Annotated in this window: 13 protein-coding genes; 11 read left to right on the top strand and 2 right to left on the bottom strand. The window is 42.4% G+C overall.

From position 1 onward, the window contains the following. Positions 1 to 205: 205 nt before the first annotated feature. The 4 genes from V7K44_RS12600 to V7K44_RS12615 all read left to right on the top strand — a co-directional run bounded on the left by V7K44_RS12600 (position 206) and on the right by V7K44_RS12615 (position 5,247). Positions 206 to 1,477 (top strand): DUF4255 domain-containing protein, encoded by a 1,272-nt coding sequence (locus tag V7K44_RS12600; RefSeq protein ID WP_334931867.1) that lies wholly within the window; start codon positions 206 to 208, stop codon positions 1,475 to 1,477. Continuing rightward, positions 1,474 to 3,465, top strand: coding sequence for an ATP-binding protein (locus tag V7K44_RS12605; protein WP_334931869.1), 1,992 nt, complete (start codon positions 1,474 to 1,476; stop codon positions 3,463 to 3,465). The genes V7K44_RS12600 and V7K44_RS12605 overlap by 4 nt, the downstream gene beginning before the upstream one ends. Before the next feature lie 184 nt (positions 3,466 to 3,649). Next, complete coding sequence (locus tag V7K44_RS12610) at positions 3,650 to 4,840, top strand: RNA-guided endonuclease InsQ/TnpB family protein (protein ID WP_334931871.1); 1,191 nt, start codon at positions 3,650 to 3,652, stop codon at positions 4,838 to 4,840. A gap of 221 nt (positions 4,841 to 5,061) precedes the next feature. Beyond that, the gene (locus tag V7K44_RS12615; RefSeq protein ID WP_334931873.1) at positions 5,062 to 5,247 is read left to right on the top strand and encodes a hypothetical protein; all 186 of its coding nucleotides are present in this window, start codon (positions 5,062 to 5,064) and stop codon (positions 5,245 to 5,247) included. Between the two features lie 85 nt (positions 5,248 to 5,332). Here the strand turns inward: V7K44_RS12615 and V7K44_RS12620 are convergent, their stop codons facing one another. After that, the gene (locus tag V7K44_RS12620; RefSeq protein WP_334931875.1) at positions 5,333 to 6,043 is read right to left on the bottom strand and encodes a Uma2 family endonuclease; all 711 of its coding nucleotides are present in this window, start codon (positions 6,041 to 6,043) and stop codon (positions 5,333 to 5,335) included. Positions 6,044 to 6,243: 200 nt separating this feature from the next. On the opposite strand from V7K44_RS12620, the gene V7K44_RS12625 reads away from it, so the two are divergent. Further along, positions 6,244 to 7,791, top strand: coding sequence for a hypothetical protein (locus tag V7K44_RS12625; protein ID WP_334931877.1), 1,548 nt, complete (start codon positions 6,244 to 6,246; stop codon positions 7,789 to 7,791). Between the two features lie 225 nt (positions 7,792 to 8,016). Here V7K44_RS12625 and V7K44_RS12630 read toward each other — a convergent pair whose 3' ends face one another. Beyond that, the gene (locus V7K44_RS12630; RefSeq protein ID WP_334931879.1) at positions 8,017 to 10,425 is read right to left on the bottom strand and encodes a tetratricopeptide repeat protein; all 2,409 of its coding nucleotides are present in this window, start codon (positions 10,423 to 10,425) and stop codon (positions 8,017 to 8,019) included. Positions 10,426 to 10,757: 332 nt separating this feature from the next. On the opposite strand from V7K44_RS12630, the gene V7K44_RS12635 reads away from it, so the two are divergent. The 6 genes from V7K44_RS12635 to V7K44_RS12660 all read left to right on the top strand — a co-directional run bounded on the left by V7K44_RS12635 (position 10,758) and on the right by V7K44_RS12660 (position 19,526). Beyond that, positions 10,758 to 10,967, top strand: a complete 210-nt coding sequence (locus V7K44_RS12635; protein ID WP_334931881.1) for a helix-turn-helix domain-containing protein — start codon at positions 10,758 to 10,760, stop codon at positions 10,965 to 10,967. Between the two features lie 118 nt (positions 10,968 to 11,085). Then, a complete protein-coding gene (locus V7K44_RS12640; protein ID WP_334932019.1) occupies positions 11,086 to 11,451 on the top strand; it encodes a transposase family protein in 366 nt (121 codons plus the stop codon). 68 nt (positions 11,452 to 11,519) lie between these two features. Next, positions 11,520 to 17,510 (top strand): AAA family ATPase, encoded by a 5,991-nt coding sequence (locus tag V7K44_RS12645; protein ID WP_334931883.1) that lies wholly within the window; start codon positions 11,520 to 11,522, stop codon positions 17,508 to 17,510. A gap of 8 nt (positions 17,511 to 17,518) precedes the next feature. Then, positions 17,519 to 18,148, top strand: coding sequence for a response regulator transcription factor (locus V7K44_RS12650; RefSeq protein WP_334931885.1), 630 nt, complete (start codon positions 17,519 to 17,521; stop codon positions 18,146 to 18,148). A gap of 244 nt (positions 18,149 to 18,392) precedes the next feature. Continuing rightward, on the top strand, positions 18,393 to 18,677 hold the full coding sequence (locus V7K44_RS12655; RefSeq protein ID WP_334931887.1) for a hypothetical protein: 285 nt from the start codon (positions 18,393 to 18,395) through the stop codon (positions 18,675 to 18,677). Between the two features lie 288 nt (positions 18,678 to 18,965). Further along, positions 18,966 to 19,526 carry a DsbA family protein gene (locus tag V7K44_RS12660; protein ID WP_334931889.1) on the top strand — a complete coding sequence of 187 codons (561 nt, stop codon included), beginning with the start codon at positions 18,966 to 18,968 and terminating at the stop codon, positions 19,524 to 19,526. Positions 19,527 to 19,702 lie beyond the last annotated feature (176 nt).

The following is a 19,702-nucleotide window of genomic DNA, read 5'->3' on the forward strand; positions in this document are numbered from 1 at the left end:
AACAAGGTGACTTTGATCGTTGCCGAGTCTTTTCAATTGAGATACTAGGTGGATTTACGCCATACTGTACTAATAGTTGACAACGCGCTTTTGTCTGCCGTGCTGATAGTCTTTGCTACAGAATACTTAAAGTTTTGCAAAATATATTCTATTAATGTGCTCTGGCGTACATGATTAATATGTGCTATTGCCATGAGGAATCAGGATGAGTAATGTGCTCTCTATAGCCGCCGTGACAGCAGTACTAAAAGTCTTGCTGGAAAATGGTTTAGTCAGCGATCCGATCGCTGCTAGTGTTGGTGATGTGATTGTAACTGCCCTACCGCCGGATCGAATTTCAGTTGAAGCTGACGAACGTGCCCAAATCAACCTTTTTCTCTATCAAGTGACGCAGAATCGCAATGTCGATTGGGTATCTCAAGAATTTCGGAGCAGGCACTCACATATTAATGGAAACCCGCGCTCTCCAACTCCACCACTAGCCCTTGACCTGCACTACTTACTAACAGCCTACGGAGCCAAGGATTTTCAGGCAGAGCTTCTACTGGGCTATGCAATGCATTTATTACACAAAACACCAGCGATCGCATCTGATATTATTGAAAATACTTTGATAAATGCATCTACAACCAATACTTCAAGTGCTTTTTCGCAAGCTGTAGCAAGTGTGTCTGTATCCGCTTTAGCTGAACAAATTGGGCAGATCAAACTGACTCCAGAGTTTTTTAACATGGAAGAAACTTCTAAGTTATGGTCTGCTTTACAAACACACTATCGACCTTCAGCGACCTATTTGGCATCAATGGTATTGATTGAAAGCACCAATGACAAGTCTGAAAATTTTTACATGATGCCCTTGTCTCAACCGAATATAGAGCAAGTTATAGCTCCAACCAAAACTGAACAAATGATTGTTGCAGGTACAAAATTAGTAATTCGTGGTAAACGGTTACGCGGTGAAATCACACGAGTTCGTTTTGGTAATACGGAGACATTACTAGTACCTCAAGAAGTAAAAGAAACGCAAATCAGTTTATTAGTCCCGCCAGATTTATACGCAAGTATACAGGGTGTCCAAGTTGTACATTTAACAATGGGCAATGCAGAGCAAACGAATCATCTAGTTGAATCAAACGTGGCGGCTTTTGTCTTACATCCAACAATTACAGCATTTGTCGCTCAAGTGGAAAATAGCGGCGACAATTTACGCACAGCAGAAATTACTGTTAAATTTCAACCCAAAGTAGGTAAGGCACAGCGGGTAGTTCTGCTACTCAATGAGGTATCAGATGATAGTCCGGTAGCTTACTCTTTCTTGGTTGCACCACCGACTCAAGACACTGATGCGATCGCAATTCCGGTCAAAAACGTCAAGCCAGGAACTTATATTGTTCGGGTGCGGGTAGATGGTGCAGAAAGTCCACTGCACAAGAATCAGTTTGGGGAATATGATTCGCCACAGGTGACAATTTTATGAATACTACGACAATTAATCATAATTGGGATGAGGCAAACTACCGCTACCTATCAGCAGCTCTCGCCGTGGTGCGTGGTATTTTAGAAAATCATCCGGCAAAAGAGCAAAATCAACCTGAAGAGAACAACCAAGAGCATTTACAGCATGAGTTACAGGAAGCTACTGCTGCTATGCCTACACCATCGGCATTGGAGAGAGTATGCAAAATGTTTCGCCTCTCATCCTTTGAACGCGATTTGTTGCTGTTGTGTGCAGGTATGGAATTAAATGGAGATTTTGCCAAATTGTGTGCTATTGTTCACGATGAATCACAACGAGCTTACCCAACTTTGGGTTTAGCTTTGGCAGCTTTACCTAATGTCCACTGGGATGCGATCGCTCCAAATGCTCCCTTACGTCATTGGCGATTAATTCAAATTGGTGATGGTCATGCCCTAACTCTCAGTCCCGTGAGAATTGACGAGCGGATTTTACATTATCTCACTGGTATTCAATATCTTGATGAACGGCTAGCTGGCATCATTGAGCCATTACAAGAGGTTAGCGATTTAGTACCCTCGCACCAAGATTTAGCAGAGCGAGTAGCAGCAGTTTGGGCGCAAGCTTACAAGGTTAATAGTCTGCCAATTGTCCAGTTATCTAGTGGCGAAACTGCTAGTAAACGTGCCATTGCCGCCGCAATTTGTCAACTTCAGGGTTTAAGCTTGTGGGTAATGCCCGCACAAGTCATTCCTCTAGCACCTAGCGAGTTGGATAATCTCATCCGCCTGTGGACTCGCGAGACAATTTTAAGTAAGAGTGCCTTACTCATAGACTGCAACGAACTGGATACTAATGATACAGCGCGGCTGAATGCGATCGCTCGTTTCATCGAACGCACAAAGGGCTTTTTAATAGTCACGAGTCGGGAACGGATCGGCTTATCACAACGCCTAGTAGTTAATTTTGACGTACATCAACCAACTAGTAAAGAACAAGGTGCAGTTTGGCAAGATGCATTAGGTGCGAGTGCATCGCAAATGAATGGGCAAGTCAAAACCTTAGTGGATCAGTTTAACCTAAGTGCCGCAACCATTCGCGCTGCTTGTGCAGAAGCCGCAGGACAGTTAGCACAAACACCAGAAACCGATATTACTAGTATTTTATGGGATGCTTGCCGCGTACAAGCACGTCCGCGTTTAGATGAACTCGCCCAACGGATTGAGCCATCTGGCGATTGGGATGATTTAGTATTGCCAGAAGCGCAGAAACAAGTTCTCCGGGAAATTGCGGCTCATGTACGTCAACGCAGTACTGTATATAATAATTGGGGTTTTGGGGGCAAGAGTGCGCGGGGATTGGGAATCAGCGCTTTATTTGCAGGTGCTAGCGGCACTGGTAAAACCTTGGGAGCAGAAGTTCTGGCTCAGAAATTGCGCCTCGATCTCTATCGTATTGACCTATCATCAGTAGTCAGCAAATATATTGGCGAGACAGAGAAGAATTTGCGTCGCGTATTTGATGCCGCAGAACAAGGTGGAGTGATTTTGTTATTTGATGAAGCTGACGCCTTATTTGGTAAACGGAGTGAAGTTAAAGATGCGCGCGATCGCTATGCCAATATAGAAGTTAGTTATCTATTGCAACGGATGGAAAGCTACCCAGGTTTAGCAGTTTTGACTACCAACCTGAAGAGTGCAATTGATACAGCCTTCCTACGGCGGATACGCTTTGTCGTGCAGTTCCCCTTCCCCGATACAACACAACGAGCCGAGATTTGGCGACGCGTCTTTCCAGCCGAAACCCCAACCGCAGATTTAGATGCTCTACAACTAGCACGGCTCAATGTCGCTGGGGGTAATATCCGTAACATTGCTTTAAATGCCGCTTTTTTGGCTGCCGATGCCGGGGAAGCAGTGCAGATGAAACACGTATTACGGGCGGCTCAAACAGAATATAGTAAGTTAGAGAAACCCTTGACTGATGCGGAAGTTGGAGGGTGGATGTGATTTTACAAAAAAGACTGGGAACTTTGAAAGCCCCTAAAGAACAGGTACGCAGTACCGCATTCTGTCCTTTTAGGTAGGGGATTAAAAAGGACTCAGGTGGTTTTAACCACCGTCAAAATTAATATTCTAGCTGCATCTGGCTATCTTATACCGTCTATAGTAGTATAAGACAGGAGGTAAAGCGATGCTAGTTTTTGAGTTCAAAGCCTACGGGAAGTCAGCGCAATTATTGGCAATAGATGATGCAATTCGGACTGCAAAGTTCATTCGCAATAGCTGTATTCGGCTATGGATGGACGTTAAAGGCACTGGTAAAAACGATTTGCAGAAATACTGCGCGGTGCTTGCAGCACAATTCCCTTTTGCTAACGAACTCAACTCAATGGCTAGGCAAGCCAGCGCAGAACGGGCATGGTCTTCTATCTCTCGTTTTTACGACAACTGCAAAAAGGGTATTCCAGGTTTAAAGGGATATCCTCAATTTCAAAAAGATTGTCGCTCTGTTGAGTACAAAACATCAGGATGGAAGCTTGCAGACAATCGTAAATCAATAACTTTCACTGACAAGAAAGGTATTGGTCGTTTAAAACTCAAAGGTACTCGTGATTTGCACTTCTACCAAATTAACCAAATAAAACGGGTGAGATTGGTAAAACGTGCAGATGGTGTATATGTTCAATTTTGTATTGATGTAGATCGTTCTGAAAACATAGAAGCTACTGGTAACACAGTTGGGTTAGATGTTGGATTAAAGGAATACTACACCGATTCAGATGGAACAATGGTTGAGAATCCTAAGTTTATTCGCACTGGTGAAAAAGTTCTTAGACGTTCACAACGTCGAGTTTCGAGAAAAGTAAAAGGTTCAAAGAATAGAGGTAAGGCTAGACAGATTTTAGGTAAACGCCACCTCAAAATAAGTAGGCAACGTAAAGACCATGCTGTGAAATTAGCACGGTGCGTAGTTCAGTCAAACGACTTGATAGCCTACGAAGATTTGAGGATTAAAAATATGGTGAAAAATCATTGTTTAGCTAAGTCTATTAACGATGCTTCTTGGTATCAGTTCCGTGTCTGGGTTGAGTACTTTGGGAAAGTATTTAAGCGTGTCACGGTTGCGGTAAATCCGCAATACACAAGCGCTGTTTGCTCTATCTGTGGTGAAATTGTCAAGAAAACCCTATCAACCAGAACACACGCTTGTAGTTGTGGATGTGTGATGGATAGGGATGAAAACGCAGCGAGAATAATCCTTAGTCGAGGATTGGGTACGGTAGGGCATACCGGAACCTTTGCGCTAGACGCAAGCAACGCTTGGGGAGATGAGTCTTCTACTCTTGTTGGTGAAAACCTGCATGAGCAAGTCATGTCTTAGATCCAAGAATCCCCGTCGATTTATCGCGGGGAGTGTCAAAATTTTGACCCTAGTACAGCTTTTGGTAAAACCGAGGCATTAACAATAGACCTCTTGCAAAAATCGTTGAATCACCCCTCCCCAAGCGTCCCCTTTATAAGGGGAGGGAGCAAAATTTCAAGTTTCCCCCCAATATATCGGGGGGATTAAGGGGGGTCTATTCGACTTATGCAAGAGGTCTAATGCAAGCCAACGCATTAACAATGCAAGCCAACGCATTAACAATGCAAGCCGACGCATTAACAATGCAAGCCGACGCATTAACAATGCAAGCCGACGCATTAACAATGCAAGCCGATGCATTAAGATTATTGGGTCTTGCCAAATTTAATTCGCTACGAATTAATGAAATGCTGTACTTGGTATAAAATGCTAGTAGCTAGATAGTTCGTAAAATTTGTGAGCGATGTCTAGGACAGGCTGCACCTACGCCAACTACCATAGCAAACAAAATTACTCTGGTAATTCACCAAATCTTTCCCGATAGCGAGCAAGCATAGACTCCACTTGGGCAAGTTGCTGTTCGGCTTGTTGACGCTGTTGCTGTTCTTGGTGTGCTACTTCTTCTGGCGTGGGCGTTAGTTGTCCATCGGGAGTAAAAAAGCGCAACTTCGATTGATAAACTCCCAAATATAACTGCAATTGCTGACTCCATAACCAACCTGCTTCATTTGCTTGCAGTTCTTGATAACAGCCATCTAATAAATGAAATCCTTTAAATTCTAAACTTACCGGGTCAAACCAAAAATAATCAGGAGTCCGCCAAATATCTTGATAGATTTCCTTTTTCAATCCTCTATCAGTAGCAGCTGTTTTGTCAGAAAGAATTTCTACAATCACATTTGGGTATTTGCCATCTTCTTCCCAAACTACCCAGCTTTTGCGTGTTTTGCGTTGGGTATTTAAAACTACAAAGAAATCGGGGCCTCTAAATTGCTCAGACTTGCGTTGACGGGGACTGTAATAAATCGTCATGTTACCGCAAGCGTAGAAATCTTGACGTTCCTGCCACAACCATTCCAAACACTGAATCAACAGCAGTATTTGCCGCAAGTGAAATTCTGTTTCCAAAGGTGGTTCATCACTGTATAAATCACCAGGAGGAAATATAACATCTTCTAGTGTGTCTTCTAAAATTATTCCTAAATCTTGAGCAGAAGACATAATAATTTCTCTTTTGACAAGATAAATCTAACTTAACCCAATTCATTCACCTGCAAAAGCGATCGCCCCAGCTTTCTAGAATTACAAGTCTGGCTCACACAAAACACCTGCTGGCATAGAATAATTTCTACTTAAGTCGGTAGCGATCGCCACGAAACAAATTGTATAATTTGATTCAAAAATATGCTTGAGGATGTGAGATGAGCGATCGCATATTTAAACCCAAGAAAGCAGGTATATCCACTTCAAATCCGTCGCTGCTCTCAGCAACAACTCCAACGCTGGCAAATCCAGTGCGTGGCTTTGACATCGCAAATAAAGCTTCAATCCAAACATCCTCTGAGGTATCAACCGACCTGCAAGCTGCACAATCTACTGGCGAACAATCCTGGGAATCACAAACTATCAAAAAAAAGCCTGTTCACGACATTAGTAGCATAGCGTTGCGTCGTCCACAAGCAAAACTGACGATTGGAGAACCAGGAGACCAGTATGAGCAGGAAGCCGATAAGGTGGCCAATCAAGTCATATCAATGCCTAATACTGCTATGCAACCGCAGATGACACAAGAAGAACAGACTCAAGAGGAAGAAGTGCAAACTAAGCCTCTCGATGTTTACTTTGGGCAAAGGAAATCGGCAGGAAATAATGAGTTAAGCCATGTAGTACAACAGAAAGGTGGAGTATTGCAAAGAGATGTGTTGCAGAGAGCGCCAAAAAACTCAGTAGTTACAGAACTTTCGACAAAACTGCCACTGACGGAAGCCAATGCAAGATTAATTGATGCTTGTCATAATTTAGGTAGTATCTATGTCGATTTATCTGTAGCAAATACTGATTTAATCAGTACAAAATTAAAAATTTTCTCTATAAATTACGATATGGCTTACAGCAATTACTCAAGAGTAATTGGTCAAGGAAGAGCAGAAGCACAAAATCAAACTCTTTGGAGAGGAATATTTTTAGGAATAGGAACGGGTGTTTTAGCAGGTCTTGCCGCCGCCTATATTGCTCCTTCTACCGCTGCTGGATGGTTTGCTCTCACCCTAGCGGATGCAGGTACAGCAGCCGGTTCTTCATTTTTACAAGGAGCTGCATCTTCAGCAGTAGCTCTTGCTGTATCAGACGCTATTACAACGCGAGGCAGTGATTTACAACCTAATGGTCTTTCACCTGATATGCTGCGAAGTAATATTTGGCAACACGTTGCATCAATGTATCGTGGTGCATTGCAAACCAATAAAGTATTAGCAAACTTACATAAGAATACTGTTATTCTTGAGCGATTAATTGCAGAAATTAGGGTACAAATGGCTGGTGGTGCATCGTCATATTCGCCAGCAGATATACTAACAGCAACTAATACCATGAACGATCGCATTAATGGAATGGCAAGTGTCTTTAGCGAATTGAGACAAAAAGCAACTGCGATGAGTGCCTTTGGTAATTCTATTTTGGCTTATGACCCTACTAAACCTGGAGTGGATCAAATAGAAAAAGATATTTGGATTATGTGGATGGGAACTTTAAGTAATGATGACTCTGACATTCTTGATTTAGATAATATTGAGGATCATTTGAAGAGTATCGGGATTTTAGGTAATGGTGGTTTATTAGGTGTAGATTTTGGAGACTATACCTCAGAAGACGATGAGCTAGCGGCTTTAGCAGCAGCTCGTCCTCGCGCTGCAACCATACGAGGAAAGTACGATCAAACCACTTCTCAATGGACTGCACCAAGTCCCTAAGAGGATGTTTGAAAAGTCCTCTTGTTGGTAGCAAAACGTTATCGATCCCCCCAACCCCCCGATAAATTGGGGGGCTTTAATTCCGGTTCCCCCCTTTTTAAGGGGGGTTAGGGGGGATCTGAAAGTGTCTAAAGTCACAGTAAAATACTTTTCAAACAACCTCTAAGTCAACTTTTAATTATTTACTTTGATTTGTTTGCAGAACCGTTTACTAAATCAAAGATTTTACTTCATTTCCAATCTACGACTGGTGACACAGATTTGAGCAGCGCAGTTTAAAACTTTTTCAACTTGTTTCGGTGCTTTGATTTCAGTAAATAGCTGAATCGCTCGATTAAAATTCATTTGACTTTCATCAAGTTTTGCCATCTTTTGATTAGTTAAACCCAATTGAAAATAAGCTTCAGCTAGATCGCATTTAGCACCTATTTTATCTAAAAGTTCGATTGCTTCTGTATGATTGACAAGAGCTAATGCCAAATCTGTTTGTTGCCGATGGATTTCTGCTAAACCATTGAGTGTTTTTGCTTTTACCTGCATATAATGACTTTCTTCAGCAAAAGTCAAAGCTTGGTGGAATATCTGATTTGCCTGGGAAAATTCGCCTAAATTAACGTAGGTTTGACCTAGAATTTGCATGAAATAGACAAATCTACCCGTTTGTTCTACCAGTTTTTCGTCCGTAATATTTTGATAAGCTACATCTGCTAATGCAGATGAGGCATCATGTAAACCTAAATAGGAATATACTAAAGCTAAACAAACTGAAGCTTTCTCTGCCCAGCGATGATGTTCAGTATTTTGAGCTAAGTAAATTACTTGTTGAAATAACTTTGCCGCTGCCTCTAGTTCCCACAAATCTATTTTGTAAAGACCAATACTTAATAAAGAATCTACTTCTAGCATCCTCAGATAGTAAACTGTATGTTTGTTTTCTGGCTGAGGTACAAGTGATTTGAGTGCTTGGGTTGCGAGTGTAATAGTCTTTTCTTGACAAGCGATCGCTTGACTAATCTTACCTGTTATCCAATATAGATCGCCTAGTATATTGTAAAGTTCGCTGAGATTTTGGTCATTTTCCAGATTTTGAACAACTCGATCAATTGCCGCAAGTATCGGCTGAATTAAACCCATCCGATACAACGTACTACCAAGAGGCAAAAATTGCTGCCATTGATTATTTCTGCTTTTTAAAATTACCTTACCCGCTAACTCAAACTCATTAATTTCTATATAATGATAATATGCTTCCAGAGCTTGCAAAGCATCTTTAAAAGTTTCAATTTGTTTAATACTAGCTGTCCAAAATTCTGCGGCTTTGTGGTTAGTAATTTCCCATTCATCGCTGGGGCGTAAACGTGCGATCGCTTCTTTCCGAATCACCGGATGCAACCAATATTCACCTTTTTCACACTCCACCAAAGACCGATTTCTCAAGGAGGCGATGATTTGGCGATGTTGATCGGCTGGGACATCCCACAGTAAACAAAACAACCCTTGAGATGAAATGCTGGGTATATCTTGGTAACGATAACATCCCAAACGGCAAAGTAGGCGATAAGCTTGGGGGTCAAGAGTTTGCAAACGATTAATTTGACTAACGGCTAAATTTTTTAAGTCGGTTGCTGCTAAAGGATCGGCATGATTTTCTTGCCAATAAAGAGCCATATCACCATCAAAATCCTCCTGAATCGAACCGCAGAGAATTCCCATTGCTTTAGCATTACCGCCATAAGTGCGATGCATGATTTGCAAGGTTGGCAAGTCGATGCTTAATCCACGGTTGCTAAAAAACTGTTGCCACGCGCTTTCATCCAAACCAGGAAGCCGATAGTGATTCACATTTAACCCAGGTTCACAAAGGCGATCGCGACTAGTAATCAAGGTAACAGACTGCACCCTAGCATCAGCCAAAACCCGCAATAATTCTACATAGTTGCGGTGAGAAGCAATCAACCCACCATGTCGATCTAATGCAGGTTCGAGATTATCAATTAACACCCCAATGCGCCGATTGTGGAGTTGGCGCTTGAGTCGCGCCAAAGTTACCCCAAATTCTACTCCAGGTTCTTCGTCAAAATCTTGTTTGAGCCATTCCTCTACAACTCGTTCGGCGGGGGTGATGTTTTGAGTTTCCTTCGCCATCAACAGTTCCAAAACCAAGTCAAACCCCTGCTGGAGATATTGCTGCGCTAGAGTAGTTTTGCCTAAACCACCTTCACCTTGGATAACAATAACTTTCGATCCCTGATTTACCAAAGTATTCAGGTGAGCGATCGCTTCTGTTCGTCCAATAAAATTGGTATCCTCTAATTTTGGGGTGAGTTGGTGCGATCGCGAGTAATCAATCAGACTTGATGATATCGCACTAGTTTTTCTCAAAACCCGTTCCAAAGTAGCACGACAATTACTTTTGGTTATCTTTTCTCGCAATACTTTAGAAAGCAGCTTCCATAACTGAGAACCAGCATCCTTGGCGTGTCCTTCCGTACAACCGTAAGAATGAGCGATATCCAAGTATTTTCTACCCAACCAAACTTGCACAAGAATCACTTTTTGCAAATCGCTCAACCGTTCCCCAGTCTGAGGGGGAATTGTGGCATCTAACCATGCTAATGCTGCTTCAGCGTCCATTGTGTAACGACGAGGGGAGTTCAGATTTTAGGGACAACTATAAATACACTCTACAGTTATGTTGCTGGAGTTTTCGGATAAGATTCTGTAAATCCGACTTTTTTCCCGACTTTTCAGAATAAAGCTTTCTCATCTATAAGTTAGAGTTGGGTAGCATTAATGACCTACGAACAAGTAAAGAGCTTAAAGCCGGAAGACTTCAAACGCTTGTGTGGTGTACGTCCAGAGACTTTTAACCAGATGCTAAAGATCGTGCGATAAGCCTAACGGCATGGCTTCGCTTACCGCAAAAGGCAACAAAACAAAAAACAGGAAGACCAGGTAAACTCAGCATGGAAGACCAATTGTTGATGACATTGGAATATTGGAGAGAATACCGCACGTACTTTCATATTGGTCAAACTTGGGGAGTAAACGAGTCTACAGCATACCGAATTATCCGAAAAATAGAAGATACACTGGTTAAATCCAGAGATTTTACTCTTCCTGGGAAGAAAAAGTTGGCTAGTTCTAATTATTCAGTTAGAAGTGGTAGTGGTTGATGTGACAGAAAGTCCAATTGAACGTCCTAAAAAAACAGAAAAACTTCTACAGTGGTAAAAATAAACAGCATACACTGAAGTCACAAGTAATAGTAGACCAAGCCAATGGTCAAATCATCTGTACCGCTCTTGTCTTGGTAGAGAGCATGATTTTCAAATATTTAAAAATAGTAAAGTTAGGTTAAGAGAAAACATTGAGTGCTTGGGAGATAAAGGTTATCAAGGTATTCAAAAAATGCATAACAATAGTCGGATTCCCAAGAAAAAACCCAGGGGTGCTAAATTAAGTTACGAAGATAAAAAGAGTAATCAAGAATTAGCCAAAATTAGAGTTTTAGGTGAGCATGTAAATCGCAGGTTAAAGATATTTAAAGTTTTGTCTCTTACTTATAGAAATCGCCGAGAAAGACTTAGTTTGCGTTTTAATCTGATTGCTGCTCTCTACAATTACGAGCTTTTTCTCCCCAAAATCAAATCTTCCTGAGTGACTTTTGCAAGAGGTCTACTGTATAGTTTGAGCTATTGCCAGATTATCCTCTCAAGAGTTGCTTTATGATTACTCTACCTGGTATTGCCATTCAAAACAAGATATATGAAAGTTCTAACTCTCTAGTTTATCGGGGCATCAGAGACGATGGAGTAGGGATCGTCGTAAAAATACTAAAGCTTGATTATCCTTCTCCCCAAGAACTGACTCGCTACAGACAGGAATATAAAATTACCCGCTCCCTAAAATTAGAAGGAGTTATCAAAGCATACAGCCAGCAAGACTATCAACGCACTCTGGTGATTCTTTTAGAAGATTTTGGCGGAGAGTCCCTAGAGAAATGGATGCACAAGCGTCCAGATATTTTCTGCCCCATGCCCTTATCCACTTTTCTCAGTGTTGCGATCGCTATAAGCGATATTCTAGGCAGAATCCATGCAGCCAATATCATTCATAAAGATATCAACCCTGGAAATATAGTCCTCAATCTGGATACTGGCGTTGTCAAAATTATTGATTTTGGAATTGCTACCCAATTTAACCGCACGAATCCGACTTTCAAAAGTCCTCATGTTTTAGAAGGGACACTCGCATACCTATCTCCAGAGCAAACCGGGCGGATGAACCGTTTACTCGATTACCGCACCGATTTTTACTCTCTTGGTGTGACATTTTACGAACTGCTCACCGGACAACTACCATTTCCCACCACAGACGTGCTGGAGCTAGTCCATTGTCATATTGCCAAACATCCTATTCCGCCTAATGAAATAAATACAACGATTCCCAAGCCAGTTTCAGATATCATTCTCAAACTGATGACGAAAAATGCTGAAAATCGCTATCAAAGTGCCTGGGGCATCAAAGCGGATTTAGAAATCTGTGCTGAACAATTAAAAGAAATCGGTCAAATCTCTAGCATTCAACTGGCGCTTCAAGACGTTTCGGGTCAGTTTCAAATTCCCCAAAAACTGTATGGACGGGACAAGGAAGTTGCAATGTTACTGGCGGCGTTTGTTCGCGTAGCGTGTCCAGAGTCAAATTGCGTTGCTTCTTTACCAAACAATTCAGAAACAACTTCACAAAGCGAACAAAGAAGCAAATCAAAATTCCAAGTCGAAATGATGTTGGTATCTGGCTATGCTGGCATTGGGAAATCTGCGTTAGTGCAAGAAATCTATAAACCAATTACCCAAAAGCGCGGCTATTTTATCTCTGGTAAATTCGATCAATTTCAGCGCAATATTCCTTACAGCGCGATCGCAGATGCTCTGCAAAAATTGGTGCAGCAATTGCTCAGTGAACCAGACGAACAAGTGCAACAGTGGCGATCGCTCTTACTCACAGCTTTGGGAAACAACGCACAAATCATCATTGATGCGATCCCGGAAGTTGAATTAATTATTGGCAAGCAGCCACCCGTACCAGAAGTGGGAGCAATTGAAGCTCAAAATCGCTTTCATCGAATCTTTGGGCAGTTTGTGCGGGTGTTTTGTTCAGAATCACATCCCCTGGCGATTTTCTTAGATGATTTGCAGTGGATAGACTCAGCAACGCTGAAGTTAATCGAGTTGATGCTGCTGGATGAGCAAACCAAATCACTATTTTTAATTGGAGCCTATCGAGATAATGAAGTAAATCCAACGCATCCATTAGCATTAATGCTAGAGAGACTGCGAAAACAAGGGGCAGTGCTTCAAGAAATTATCTTAGCACCCTTAACGCTCTTGCCGTTGAGTCAGTTGATTGCCGAGACGCTACATCGAAATGCAGACACCGTTCGTCCGTTAGCTGAGTTGGTGTTGCGTAAAACTGAGGGCAATCCCTTCTTTGTCAGTGAATTTTTGAGAATGCTGCATAGCGAAAATTTATTGACCTTTGATGCCCAATACTTAAACTGGGAGTGGAACATAGCTCAGATCCAAGCCCAAGATATCACTGATAATGTTGTGGAGTTGATGCTTCACAAGTTGAAGAAACTGCCAGAAAATACACAGCAAATTCTCCGGTTAGCTGCTTGCGTCGGCGCTGAGTTTAATTTAGATACTCTATCGATTGTTTGCGATCAACCACCTGAAACGATTTTTCAAGATTTACTAACAGCCATACAAGTTGGATTAATTCAACCACTATCTGAATTAGATGAAAACTTGTTAATTCAAGAGTATAAGTTCTTGCACGATCGGGTGCAGCAAGCCTCATACACCTTAATCGATGAGTCGCAAAAACAAATTGTTCATTTACAAATTGGTCGCAATCTCCTCGGAAAAACTTTGCTAGAGAGACTATCAGACCGACTGTTTGAAATTGTCGATCATCTTAATCATGGAATTGAGCTTGTTACAGATCAACCAGAACGCAATGAAATTGCTAGATTAAATTTAATCGCAGGACAGAAAGCAAAAGCTGCGATCGCCTATAGTATGGCTCAAAACTATTTAGCCACAGCAAGAGTTTGGCTAGCAGCTTCTAGCTGGCAAACAAACTATGACTTGACATTAGATTTATATTTAGAAACAACAGAAGTCGCCTATTTGTGTGGCGAGTTTGAGCAGGTAGAATCCTGGGCAGCGAGCGTTCTGCAAGCAGCCAAAAGGGTTCTCGACATCGTGAAAGTTTACGAAGTCAAAATTCAAACTGACATCGCGCAGAACCAGCCATTAGAAGCAATCAACACTGGATTGCAAGTTTTACAGCAACTGGGAATCAGTTTTCCTGAAACGCCAACTCAGTCAGACATTCAGCTTGAACTAGACGCGATCGCATCACTCATTGGCGAGAAGCCAATCGAGGACTTGCTCCATTTGCCAGAAATGACCGAACCGGACAAGTTGGCGGCGATGCGAATCTTATCAAGCATCACGATCGCTGCCTATGTTGCAGCTCCTGATTTGATGCCTCTGCTTGTGTCTAAACAAGTAAACTTATCAATTCAATCTGGTAATGCTGTTGTATCTCCCTTTGCCTATGCCTTTTACGGATTAATTCTTTGTGGAACGAGTGGGAACATTGAGATTGGGTACGAGTTTGGACAACTTGCGCTAAATCTATTGTCACACCTTAATGTTCATTCTCTCAAAGCTAGAACATTACTCATTGTGAATAACTTTATTATTCATTGGAAAGAGCATATTAGAAACACAACCCAGCCCTTGCTAGAAGCCTACCAAAGAGGTTTAGAAGTTGGAGATTTAGAGTTTGCTGCTTATTGTGCTCATTGTTATTGCTTCCAATTATATGCAGTTGGAAAGGAACTCGTAGAAGTTGAGCGCGAGATGACGAAATACAATGAAGCGATTCGTCAAATAAAACAGAAAACGGCGCTAACCTGGAATCAAATATATCAGCAGGCGAGCGCAAATTTGATGGGCTTTTCGGTCAGCCTAACTCACCTAGTTGGCGAATTTTACAATGAAGAAAGTGGATTGCCACAACATGAAATAGCAAATGATGGAACATCAACGTTTGATGTCTATTTCAATAAACTTATCCTCTGCTACCTATTTTCTGAGTATGCTCAGGCAGTTGAAAACTCAACCATAGCAGAACGTTATTTAATCCGAATAACAGGCACACCTGTTGCTCCTTTTTACTATCTATATGATGCGCTGGCAAGACTTGCCATATACTCTGAAAGCAGCACTCAAGTGCAAGAGGAACTCCTCAAAAAAGTTACGGTTAGTCAGGAGAAAATGAAGCAATGGGCACAGTATGCGCCAATGAATTGTTTGCATAAATATCATCTGGTACAAGCAGAGACTGCACGAGTTCTAAGCCAGTGGTTTGAAGCAGAGGAATTCTATGAGCAAGCAATTCAAGGAGCCAGGGAAAATGAATATATCCAGGAAGAGGCGTTAGCTTATGAATTAGCCGCCAAACATTACTTATCTCGTGGTAGAGAAAAGTTTGCCCAACTCTACATGAAGGAAGCCCACTACTGCTATGAGCGATGGGGTGCAACAGCAAAGGTCAAAGATTTAGAAACTCGCTATCCACAGTTTTTCCCTCAGTTGTCCAGTGTGACTTCTACGCCAATCCGCACTACTGCTGGAACTACCTCGAATACCCCAAATATCGCTTTCGATTTAGCGACGGTGATGAAAGCTTCCCTTGCGATTTCAAGTGAAATTGAACTGGAGCAGTTGCTCAGTTCTCTAATGCAGATTTTAATTGAAAATGCTGGGGCACAAACTGGATGCCTGCTTTTGGATAACTCAGGAGAATGGACGATCGAAGCTACTTGTGAATTTAATGATGGTGAACAGGTTTGTGCGACACGAGTGCTACAATCAGTTCCAATTGCAAATCGTCTACCCGAATCAATCCTTCAGTATGTGATACGGACTCATGAAGCTGTCATCTTTAATGATGCAACTCGTGAAGGAAATTTTATCAACGATCCATACATTCAACGCAACCAAACTCAGTCACTGCTCTGTTTGCCACTGCTGAATCAAAGCAAGCTCGTTGGCGTGTTGTATCTAGAAAATCAATTAGCGGCTGGAGCCTTTACACCCGATCGATCGCAAGTTCTGAATTTACTATCCACTCAGGCAGCGATCGCGATCGAAAATGCCAAGCTCTATTCAAAGCTCCGCGCGAGCGAAAGTGAGATGGCTCAATTTTTAGAAGCGATTCCCGTAGGAATTGGCATCATTGATGCGACGGGTCGCCCTTACTATGTCAATCAGAGAGGAATTGAGCTTATGGGTAAAGGCGTTGATCCTGCCGCCACACAGGAGCAACTTTCAGAGACTTATCAATTTTATGTGACGGGAACCGATCAAATTTATCCGAGTGAGAGACTGCCAATCATCCGAGCGTTGAGCGGCGAACGCACCAGAATTGACGATGTAGATATTCACCAAAACAACGCAATTATTCCATCTGAGGCATGGGGAACGCCAGTCTTTGACGAGCAGGGCAATGTGGTTTATGCGATCGCAGCCTTTCAAGACATCACAGAGCGGAAACAAGCAGAACACCTCTTAGCGAATTACAACCGCACTTTGGAACAGGAGGTTGCGGAACGAACAGCGGCTTTACAGCAAAGTGAAGCAGAACTGCGCGCTCATGAACACGAATTGCGGCTCATTACAGACGCTCTCCCGGTTAGTATTGGTTACATTGATGCCGAACAACGCTACCGCTTTGTCAACCGCACCTATGAGATTTGGTGTAATTGTAGCCGAGATGAAATTTTAGGCAAGTCGGTTCGTGAACTGGTAGATCGTATAGATCATATGTCGTATCAAATGATAGAACCTTACATTAACCAGGCGCTGGGGGGAGAAACAACCACGTTTGAAGTAGAAATGCCTCTGCCAGTGGGCAAAAAGTACTTGAGTGTGACCTTAATTCCTGATTTCGATGCAAATGCTCAAGTCATTGGATACTATGCTTTAAACACAGATATCAGCGATCGCAAACGAGCCGAACACGCCTCAATTCTGGAAGAACGCAACCGGATGGCGCGAGAAATTCATGATACACTAGCTCAATCCTTCACGGGTATTCTGCTTCAGGTTGGAGCAGCAACACAAGTGCTGGCGGATGACCCGGAAGCAACCCAAGTACATCTGGAAATGATTGAGGAACTAGCACGCGCTGGGCTAGCAGGGGCACGGCGATCAGTATCAGCACTCCGTCCGCAGCTACTAGAAGAAGGTAATTTAGAGAGTGCCCTGCATCGTATAGTGGCTCAAATGCGATCGACGACCGACACGGCTCTGATTTGCGAAACTCAGGGTACAGCCTATTCCTTACCAACCGAAGTGGAGAATAACTTACTCAGAATTGGGCAGGAAGCATTAACCAATGCGATTAAATACGCTTGTGCTGGCGAAATTCGGGTTGAGTTAGTGTACAACGAAACACAGTTTATCTTACAGATTAAAGACGATGGCAGGGGCTTTGGAGTGGGTAGCATTCCTTTGAGCGGTGGGTTTGGCTTATTAGGAATGAGCGAACGAGCAGAGCGCATTAGCGCACAACTAACAATTCAAAGCCAACCGGGTCAAGGAACAAAAATTATTGTCACTATCAATCGAGAGTGAAAATTACAATGAGCCAATCCACTACGATTCGGGTGCTGATTGTTGACGACCATGCCATAGTCAGAAAGGGTCTAGCAACCATCATTAACCGCGATCCAGAAATGACAGCGATCGCTCAAGCTGAAGATGGGCAACAGGCGATCGCGCTTTTTCGTGAATACCAACCAGATGTAACGCTGATGGATTTACGAATGCCCCAGATGCCAGGAGTTGAAGCCATTACTGCTATTTGTGCTGAATTTAAAGCTGCTCGAATTGTTGTGCTGACAACCTATGATGGTGATGAAGATATTTATCGCGGATTGCACGCAGGCGCTAAAGGATATTTACTCAAAGATGCTAAACCCAACGAACTTCTGAGTGCCATTCGCACAATTCATCGCGGTCAGCAGTATATTCCACCCGAAGTAGGGGCAAAATTGGTGCAGAGGATGAGCAATCCTGAACTGAGTGAGCGAGAGCTAGATGTACTCCGTTTAATGGCGCAAGGAATGAGTAATTTAGAAATTAGCACTACTTTGAGTATCGGTGAAAGCACCGTCAAATCTCACGTTAATCGAATTTTAAGTAAGTTGGGAGTCAACGATCGCACACAAGCCGTGATTACTGCTGTTAAGCGTGGGATTGTCAGTTTGTAGGAAGTTGTACTAAAGTTGGAATCCAAATTTAAACTTTAGTGAGAGCCAACATTCCATTTTAAGATGGACTGATTTATCAATCACTTTATTGAGCAAAAGTTTCAACTTTTAGGGGACGACAAGTTAGAGTTAATTGCATATATTTGTACAGAAAGCCACCAAAGGTTTAACAAAAGTATGTAAACGTTTAGTTGATCGCTGGCGGCGAAATCCTTTAGTTAATTAAAAAAGGCAGAATACAATTATGGATGTTTGGAATTTGGCTAAAGGTTTAGGAGTCGTAATCGTTGGCGCAATAGCTTTCTCTGGAAACTCTGCTATCGCCAAAATCAATCAGGGTGTGACTCTAGAGAATAATCTCAATGCACCTACCTTAAACACAGCGATTAAAAAGCATAATACATTAGGAGACGATGCCCTGAAAATTAATTACAGCATCAAACAAACTCAATCTCAAAATAGAAATGCTGCTCTAGATAAGAAAAAAACTTTGCTAGCCGCCTGCGGGCGACACATGGCGTGTTTTTAAGCCTTAGAGGATGTTTGAAAAGTATTTTTGGTAACTTCTGAAGCTTGGAAACCTAACCCCCCTAGCCCCCCTTCCCTACAAGGGAATGGGAATTTCAAAGCCTCTCTCCGCTTGCCTAACGGCAGGCTGACGCCAACGGGGAGAGGAATGGAAGTGGGGTTTCTGGTATACTTTACGATTTTTCAAACATCCTCTTAGACCTTTCCAAAAACTAGATTTTAGCTCAGGTAGTACAAGGATTTCAGAAGAGATCGCTGACGATGAGCATTTTCTCCTTCGGAGGTCTCAGTGAGTTTTGACCGCGATCGCAGTTTGTTATTTGTCCCACCTTCAATACAAGATCACATAAAAGGTGTGCTGAATGCCACAGTAGTGCTGGTGATGTATGGGGACTATGAATGTTCTCAAAGTGCGGACGTTTACAGGCTGATTAAAGTCATTGGGCGACACCTTAGTGTTTCTTTGGGGGAGAATTATTTGTGTTTCATCTTCCGTCATTTTCCACAGATAGAGATTCATTCTCATGCTCAACGTGCTGCTGAAGCAGCTGAAGCGGCTGCTGTCCAAGGTCAATTTTGGCCAATGCATGAAATGCTGTTCAGCCATCAACAAGAGTTGGGAAACGGCTATCTGGTGGAGTATGCCAATAATCTAGGACTTGATATTTCCCAATTTCTGCAAGATATATCTAAAAAAGTCTACATCGATCGCATCAATGAAGATATTGAAAGTGGATTATACAGTGGAGTAACGGCTGCCCCAGCACTGTTTATTAATGGAATTCGCTATCTCGATCGCTGGACTGTTGAGCAGATAATGGCAGCCGTTGTTGCTGCTGCAAATGATTAAGGTTTTTGATGCTTATCTTAACAAGTATTTCATCGGGGAGTACTTCTTAAAGAAGGCAGGAGGCAGGAGGCAGAGGGCAGAAGGTTCCATTTAGAAGGGGATTCAACACCGTACTTAATGGGGACACCAAATTGAAAATTTGCTGGTGGTCTTAAACCCTTACTCACGAGTGGTCG

Source organism: Nostoc sp., assembly GCF_036917235.1.
Classification (GTDB): domain Bacteria; phylum Cyanobacteriota; class Cyanobacteriia; order Cyanobacteriales; family Nostocaceae; genus Nostoc.

What these genes read in the sequence shown, in the direction of transcription:
- V7K44_RS12655 (WP_334931887.1), top strand. Translation starts at nt 18,393, where the DNA reads ATGGATGTTTGGAATTTGGCTAAAGGTTTAGGAGTCGTAATCGTTGGC.
- V7K44_RS12625 (WP_334931877.1), top strand. Translation starts at nt 6,244, where the DNA reads ATGAGCGATCGCATATTTAAACCCAAGAAAGCAGGTATATCCACTTCA.
- V7K44_RS12620 (WP_334931875.1), bottom strand. Translation starts at nt 6,043, where the DNA reads ATGTCTTCTGCTCAAGATTTAGGAATAATTTTAGAAGACACACTAGAA.
- V7K44_RS12605 (WP_334931869.1), top strand. Translation starts at nt 1,474, where the DNA reads ATGAATACTACGACAATTAATCATAATTGGGATGAGGCAAACTACCGC.
- V7K44_RS12645 (WP_334931883.1), top strand. Translation starts at nt 11,520, where the DNA reads ATGATTACTCTACCTGGTATTGCCATTCAAAACAAGATATATGAAAGT.
- V7K44_RS12635 (WP_334931881.1), top strand. Translation starts at nt 10,758, where the DNA reads ATGGAAGACCAATTGTTGATGACATTGGAATATTGGAGAGAATACCGC.
- V7K44_RS12650 (WP_334931885.1), top strand. Translation starts at nt 17,519, where the DNA reads ATGAGCCAATCCACTACGATTCGGGTGCTGATTGTTGACGACCATGCC.
- V7K44_RS12600 (WP_334931867.1), top strand. Translation starts at nt 206, where the DNA reads ATGAGTAATGTGCTCTCTATAGCCGCCGTGACAGCAGTACTAAAAGTC.
- V7K44_RS12610 (WP_334931871.1), top strand. Translation starts at nt 3,650, where the DNA reads ATGCTAGTTTTTGAGTTCAAAGCCTACGGGAAGTCAGCGCAATTATTG.
- V7K44_RS12615 (WP_334931873.1), top strand. Translation starts at nt 5,062, where the DNA reads ATGCAAGCCAACGCATTAACAATGCAAGCCAACGCATTAACAATGCAA.
- V7K44_RS12630 (WP_334931879.1), bottom strand. Translation starts at nt 10,425, where the DNA reads ATGGACGCTGAAGCAGCATTAGCATGGTTAGATGCCACAATTCCCCCT.